5 protein-coding genes and 1 pseudogene are annotated in these 6,933 nt (G+C 56.2%); 1 reads left to right on the plus strand and 5 read right to left on the minus strand.

Annotated features, from left to right (window positions below):
• Positions 1 to 606 precede the first annotated feature (606 nt).
• Positions 607 to 1,272 carry a glycoside hydrolase family 16 protein gene (locus FH061_RS30365; RefSeq protein ID WP_192804980.1) on the minus strand — a complete coding sequence of 222 codons (666 nt, stop codon included), beginning with the start codon at positions 1,270 to 1,272 and terminating at the stop codon, positions 607 to 609.
• Between the two features lie 302 nt (positions 1,273 to 1,574).
• Here FH061_RS30365 and FH061_RS31470 point away from each other — a divergent pair, with 302 nt between their 5' ends.
• Positions 1,575 to 1,700 (plus strand): hypothetical protein, encoded by a 126-nt coding sequence (locus FH061_RS31470; RefSeq protein WP_264158733.1) that lies wholly within the window; start codon positions 1,575 to 1,577, stop codon positions 1,698 to 1,700.
• A 964-nt stretch (positions 1,701 to 2,664) separates the two neighbouring features.
• Here the strand turns inward: FH061_RS31470 and FH061_RS09285 are convergent.
• From FH061_RS09285 to FH061_RS09300, 4 genes and pseudogenes are all read right to left on the minus strand, one after another.
• Positions 2,665 to 3,519, minus strand: coding sequence for a glycoside hydrolase family 16 protein (locus tag FH061_RS09285; RefSeq protein ID WP_225984563.1), 855 nt, complete (start codon positions 3,517 to 3,519; stop codon positions 2,665 to 2,667).
• Positions 3,520 to 3,577: 58 nt separating this feature from the next.
• Positions 3,578 to 4,624 (minus strand): UDP-glucose 4-epimerase GalE, encoded by a 1,047-nt coding sequence (gene galE / locus FH061_RS09290; protein ID WP_151635218.1) that lies wholly within the window; start codon positions 4,622 to 4,624, stop codon positions 3,578 to 3,580.
• A gap of 162 nt (positions 4,625 to 4,786) precedes the next feature.
• Complete coding sequence (locus tag FH061_RS09295; protein WP_151635220.1) at positions 4,787 to 6,433, minus strand: FAD-dependent oxidoreductase; 1,647 nt, start codon at positions 6,431 to 6,433, stop codon at positions 4,787 to 4,789.
• A 222-nt stretch (positions 6,434 to 6,655) separates the two neighbouring features.
• Positions 6,656 to 6,933 (minus strand): annotated as a pseudogene (locus tag FH061_RS09300) (phosphomannomutase/phosphoglucomutase); the annotation flags it as partial.

The raw sequence follows: 6,933 nt of genomic DNA on the forward strand, positions 1-6,933 counted from the left end.
CAGCCAGTGTTGCACTATCGGCAGCAGTATCCGAGCCGCCACCACCGCATGCAGCGAGGAGAACGGTTGTGCAGGCGCAACACAGTGTGGAGATAGTCAGTCGGTTGAGGGAAGTTTTAAACATTTCGTTTCCTTTGTCGTCCGGTTGATGGTAGCCAATAATTCTCATCAGCAAGTGCAATGTCAGAGCTTGCGTTCCGGAAAATGGTTCCGACAATCATCAATTTTTCGGAATATTTTTTCCGAAATGAATCAAATTGCTACGGATTACCTGTTTAAAACACCATAAATACCTATCTTTTCATCAACTTTCTTTTTTATTTCCATGTAAGCCGTACTACGTTTTCCGGCGATTGGCTGGGAACTGAGCCATGTATGCCCCAGCTTTATGTACCTGTTCATGCAACAGCGGAACTACGACAACCAAAGCGTGGGGAACTCCGATACGCAAACATGCCCTGCCTACCGTTTCTGCATTTCCATAAGTTCAAGCGGCTGTTGAACCAAAAAAAGGCCGGCTTTTCAGCCGGCCTTTTTGCATTCTTGTCATTCGCTAAAGTGATCGCCTTGAAATGATGCCAATGTGATCAAGAGCGTTAGAACAAGTTATTTGAATCTCCAGGCGCGTACATAGTTGACTTCGAAGGAGTTCGACTTGCCTTGCGGTGTCGAATTGTCCGGCGTGCCGGACGCGCTGCCGTACCACAGGTCCAGCATCAGGTACATCGGATCACCCATCGACACGTTCAGCGTCAGCACTTCCTTGCCATCGAAATAGTAGGTCTGCTTGTTCGGTTCCCACTTCACTGCATACTTGTGGAAGCCGGCCGACAGATCCATGCCGGTATCGTACTGGCGCGAGCCGACCAGCTGGCCTTCATAGTCTCCCTTCCATACTGTCGGTGCATAGGCCTGCGGATGCGCCACGCCATTGACGTTGAAGCCCCATGGTGCTGCGCCGCCTGCGTATGCTTCCATCACATCCATCTCGGGACGACGATCGTTGATGTGGTTGAACAGCCAGAAGGCAGGCCAGGTGCCTTTGCCAACCGGTAGCTTGGCTTCGATTTCGAAGTAGCCATAGGTCTGGTAGAACTTGCCGTCGGTATCGATGGTGCGGTTGAAGAAGTTGCCCGATGCATCGCGCTGCGGCCAGATCTTGAGCTTGCCGTCTTCGACCGTGTAGTTCTTGGTCGGGTTGGATGTCTCGTACCAGATATGGTCATTCCACAAGCTGGCGTTATAGCTGTTGAACTCTTCGGTGAAGGTCAATGTATAGGCATTGGCATCTTGGCCGAAAGGCGTTGCGGCCGAAGGTGCCGGTGCCGGTGCCGGTGCCGGTGCGGGTGCCGGTGCCGGTGCCGGTGCCGGTGCGGGTGCGGGTGCAGGTGCAGGTGCTGGTGCTGGTGCTGGTGCTGTGGTTGTCGAGGACGAAGATACATCACAGACTTTGTTTGCACCCGGATTCGGGTCGCCGAAGACATTGTTGTTGCAGCCGATGGAACCGGTTGCAGTACGGGTTGCCCACTTGTCGCCCAGGCCATAACGAACAGTCTTGGTGCCGGTGAAATTACATGTGCCGTATTCGCTGGCGCAACGAGTCCATGTCGTTGCCGGTGCAGGTGCAGGTGCAGGTGCAGGTGCAGGTGCAGGTGCAGGTGCAGGTGCAGGTGCAGGTGCAGGTGCAGGTGCTGTTGTAGTCGTCGCTACGTCGCAAACCTTGTTTGCGCCCGGATTGGGGTCGCCGAAGACATTGTTGTTGCAGCCGATGGAGCCGGTTGCAGTACGAGTTGCCCACTTGTCGCCCAGGCCATAACGAACAGTCTTGGTGCCGGTGAAATTACATGTACCGTATTCGCTGGCGCAACGAGTCCACGTCGTTGTGGATACAGGTGCAGGTGCAGGTGCAGGTGCAGGTGCGGGTGCGGGTGCGGGTGCGGGTGCAGTAGTCGTAGTCGCCACATCACACACCTTGTCCGCGCCGGGATTAGGATCGCCGAAAATATTGTTGCTGCAAGCAACCGGGCCAGTAACAGTTCGAGTTGCCCACTTATCGCCCAAGCCATAACGTACGGTTCTCGTGCCCGTAAAATTACAAGTCGCGTTTTCAACAGCACAACGTGTCCAGCTTGTGGTGCTGACAGCAACCTCCGGCAGCATCATGCTGCTTTGCGTTGAAGCGCCGTCGGTGGCGGTTTCGCCGGAGCCGCCGCCGCAGGCAGCTAAAAGGACGGTAGCAGCTGCGCACGAAAGCGCCGATACCGAGAAGCGGTGAAATGATGTATTAGTCAAGGTAGTCCCCATCTGAAATAGATAACGCTCGTGCTTGTAGGCAACAAGAGTTTCTTCAGAGCATTTCCTTTGGGAAATGGTTCCGGGGAACTTTGAAATTTTTTAGGGAGAATGTAACAAAATGTTCGCGTGCTTGGTAAATGTTACCTGCACAAGCTTGCGTTTATTGCAATGATTTCGGGACATCAGATTCCTTGGCAGGAAATAGAGTCGTCTTGCACCCTCCGTCTCGGATGGCTGCAGCGCAACGAAATTCATAAAAATCCGCTGCATTTGGGTATGAGGAGAAAAATCGCGGAATGGGCGCATGACAGTCCTGTGCCAACAGACATGCATGAGGGCATGAAGAGCGTGTGCGGCGCAGGAAATTGATTACTGATTGATGAAGCGCTTCATCTGCCAGGCGCGCACGTAATTGATCTCGAAAGAATTGGACTTGCCCTGGGGTGTGCTCGCGTCAGGATCTCCACTGGAGCTGCCAAACCAGAGATCGAGCATGATATACATGCTGTCAGTCATCCTGGCCTCTACCGTATGTACGGGCTTGCCGTCAAAGTAAAAGGTTTGACGGTCAGGTTCCCACTTGACGGCGTAGCGGTGGAAACGCGCGGACAAATCTTTGCCGACGTTATGCTTGTACTCCCCTGCCTTCACACCTTCGTCGTACCACACCGTTGCGCCATAAGCTGTTGGACGTGACACGCCATCAGCGTCGGTATAGCCCCACGGGGCCTCGCCTCCGGGGTAGGCCTCCATGACATCAATTTCTGGACGGCGCTTGTCAGGATGTGCGAATAGCCAGAACGCAGGCCAGGTGCCCTTGCCTTTCGTCAGTTTGGCTTCAATCTCGAAAAAGCCGTAGCGCTGCTCGAACTTGCCATCAGTATCGATGGTGCGGTTGAAGAATTTCCCGGATGCGTCACGCTGCGGCCATATCTTCAGCTTCCCATCTTCGACCGTGTAATTCTTGGTGGGATTGGGACGTTCGTACCAGATATGGTCATTCCAAAGCTTGCGGTTGAAGGAATCGAATTCGTCGGCAAAGGTAAGCACGTATTCATCTTCGTTCTGGCCGAACGGACTGCGAACGGATGACTTCTTGGTCTTGGCCAGCTTGTCGGCGGCAGCCAATGTCTCCTTGCTGAAGGATGGTTCTTCACCGCATGCGGAAAACCCGAAGGTTGCGAATGCGGCGACCAGTACGCCGCGCAGTAAGAATTTTTTCATCTGCAAGCTGATGTGTCCTTGTCGTCCGTTGCACCATTCATGGATGAATACGATGCTTTCAGGCAGCCTTCACGGTTGGCTCGACCTGGAATCCATTCGGATTCAGGCTCTGCCACCGCCAGTGGTCCGCGCACATTTCTTCCAGTCCCTTGCGGGCGCGCCAGTCAAGCACATTCCATGCATTCATCGGGTCGGCATAGCAAGTGGCGATATCACCGGGCCGGCGCGCAGTGATTTCATACGGAACGCGACGGCCGCTTGCGAGTTCGAATGCACGCACCATCTCCAGTACGCTGTACCCCTGCCCCGTACCGAGATTGACCGTGAAGCTGCGGCCCGTACGAAAGATTTCTCTCAACGCTGCAACATGCCCCTGGGCGAGATCGACGACATGAATATAGTCGCGCACGCCGGTGCCGTCAGGTGTCGGATAGTCGTTGCCGAACACCGAAAGTTTCTCTCGGCGCCCCACGGCAACCTGTGCGATGTATGGCATCAGGTTGTTCGGAATGCCGCGAGGATCTTCGCCGATAAGGCCGCTGGGGTGAGCCCCGGCGGGATTGAAATAGCGCAGCACGCCGATCGACCAGGACGGATCGGACTTGCCAAGATCTTCAAGCACCTGTTCGACCATCAATTTGGAACGGCCATAAGGATTGGTGGTCGACAGGCGTGCATCTTCGCGGATGGGTACCGATTCGGGGTCGCCGTACACCGTCGCAGAAGAGCTGAACACAAAATTCTTTACTCCCGCTTCGCCTAGTGCTTCAAGCAGATTCACCGTGCCGCCGACGTTGTTCTCGAAATAGGACAAGGGCTGGCTGACGGATTCACCGACCGCCTTCAGTCCGGCAAAGTGAATGACGGCATCGATACGATGCGTCTTCAGCAATGCATTCAAGGCGAGCCGGTCGCGGATGTCCGCTTCATAGAACGGGATCAGATGTCCGGTAATTTTCTCTACCCGCTTGAGCGACTCGAGCGAGCTGTTGCACAGGTTGTCGAGTGCAACCACAGAGTGTCCCGCGGCGAGCAGCTCCACGCAGGTATGCGAACCGATGTAGCCGGCGGCGCCGGTGACGAGGATGGTTTTGTGTGTCGACATGATCGGAGTTCCGATGATTACAGTGGATTGGCATGTCAGACGATGGCGAAGGCAAGGCCATGCAAACCGGAAGGATGAGAGTCTGCCTGGAGAGCATTGCCCTATTGAGAAACACTCTCCATTCGCGGATTCCGTCTGGCTGTAGTTAGTGGTTCAGTCTGGCTATGCGGCCTCCATCGCCAGATCGGCGGTTGGACGCTTCACTTCGCGCACCAGGTGTTCGGAGAGCCTGAATGCCAGCGCGGCCAGCGTGATGGTCGGGAAATTGGCGCCGCAAGTCGGGAATACCGAGCTGCCGGCAACAAACAGGTTCCCCATGCCGTGCACCTTGCAGTTGCGGTCGACCACACCCTGCTTGGCGGAATCGTGCATGCGCGTCGTCCCCATGTGGTGCCAGGTGCCTTCCAGATCCGAAGGCCATTTCTTGCCTTCGATCGCCGGATCGAGCTCGACTTGCGCCACGCCGCTGCGGCGCATGTCGTCGGCGAGAATCTGCAAGGTGCGATCGAAAGTACGCTGTACTTTCGAGGTTAATCTCCAGTCGACACGAACGCGGTTCATGCCAAGTTGATCCTTCTGTGACGGCGACAGCATGACGCGGCTGTTCGGATCCGGTTCCGGCTCGACAATGAGCTGAAACTTCACACCCTGGATCAGCCAGCGCGGCTGGAACAGGCGGGTATAGCCGTAACCCAGCGTATCGAGCGGATGGCCGACCATGGTCAGGATATCCTTGGTCAGACTCCAGTCCTGCTGATCCTTCTGCAGCAATGCCTGCTTGATGCGGAACAGTGCCTGCGCGCCTTCGCTGCCTTCGCCCGGGAAAATGGAATTGAACCAGACGCGTGCATTGAGGATTCCCTCTTCCTTCAGCGTTTCCGGCGTCAGTGCGAACTGGTGGGCGACGTGTGTGCCGTGCGCTGCCACCGCGGCGTTCATGTAGTGGTACTTGACATCCGACAGCTTGTTGCGCGACCAATCCTTGGTGAAGCGGATATTGCCGGTCAAGAGGCGCGGATGGTCCATGAAGAAGCGTCCGACCAAATCGTTGCCGTTGCCAAGGCCCGCTGCCTGCACCTTGTTCGAGGCCAGCAGCAGGCGTGCGTTTTCGATGCCGCCGGTGGCCAGCACATAGAAACGCGCCTTGACGTCCATCCGTCGGCCTGTCAGCGTCGCGACCTGAATCCGTGACACGTTCTGCGCCGTGCTGTCAGTGTCAATATTCGTGGCATTCGCATATAGATAGACGCGGATGCGCTTCGAATTCTTCAGTGTTTCGCGATACATCTTGCCGAAGCGCGCCGGCGGACTGAATTGCGAAATCGTATCGCGCACTTTGCCGGACACCAGCGGCATGCGACGCACATCGGAACGACCGATGGAGCGCTCCCAGAAGTCGGGATCGAAATTGTTCGGTCCCAGCTTCAGCAGCGCGTGCGTGCGGTCGTAGTAGGGCATCATTTCATTCAGCCCGAACGGCCAGCCGCTGTGATCGACCCAATCGCGCTTTTCGAAATCCCAGGGATCAAGCGGACGGCACCAGCCGCCCCAGCAGTTGCTGCTGCCCCCGAGGAAGCGGCTGCGGCTGCCGTCGGCGAAGTTATAGCGCCATTCGCCAACATCCTCGCCGCGATACAAATCGCGTGTGCCGTCATCCGGCTTGAAGCCCCCGCTTTCCAGCAGAACGACGTCAATCCCCTGTTTGTCCAACTCCATTGCCAGTGTGATGCCGGCAACGCCGCCGCCGATGATACAGACCGTGCTCTCTGCCACGGTGCCTTGTTCAACTTGTCGGGTATCGATAAACATTGTTGTTTTTCTTCCGTCAAATAAATAATGTCCCTGAATCGCGCCGCATTCCCATTTATGCCGGCGCAGCTCCCTTACCGTTTCTGCAGCCTGTGCACCTAGCAGTCCGGGCACCCTTGTAGTGTCACCATGTTTCGGTGTGCTGTATCCAAGATAGATTGCCTTTCGTTACTTCACTTTGACGTAAGTTAGAAAATCTTCATCGACGCCATGCAGAGAGCGTTAAAACGACAGCTTGGCGTCCGCCTTGGCGGCAAGAATGGCGCGCTTGAAGTCGTTCTGGATGCGCTCCAGCGCCTCTTGCGACTCGCCTTCGAAACGCATCACCACCACCGGCGTCGTGTTCGACGAGCGCGCCAGGCCGAAACCGTCCGCATATTCCACGCGCAGGCCGTCGATCGTCACGATCTGCTCGGCATCCGGAAACTTCGCGTCCTGCTGCAGCTTCGCAATCAGCGCCACGTTCTCGCCCTCTTCCAGGTGCAGGTGCAGCTCCGGCG

The sequence above is a fragment of the Noviherbaspirillum aerium genome (genome assembly GCF_008929045.1).
Taxonomy (GTDB): Bacteria; Pseudomonadota; Gammaproteobacteria; order Burkholderiales; family Burkholderiaceae_D; genus Noviherbaspirillum; species Noviherbaspirillum aerium.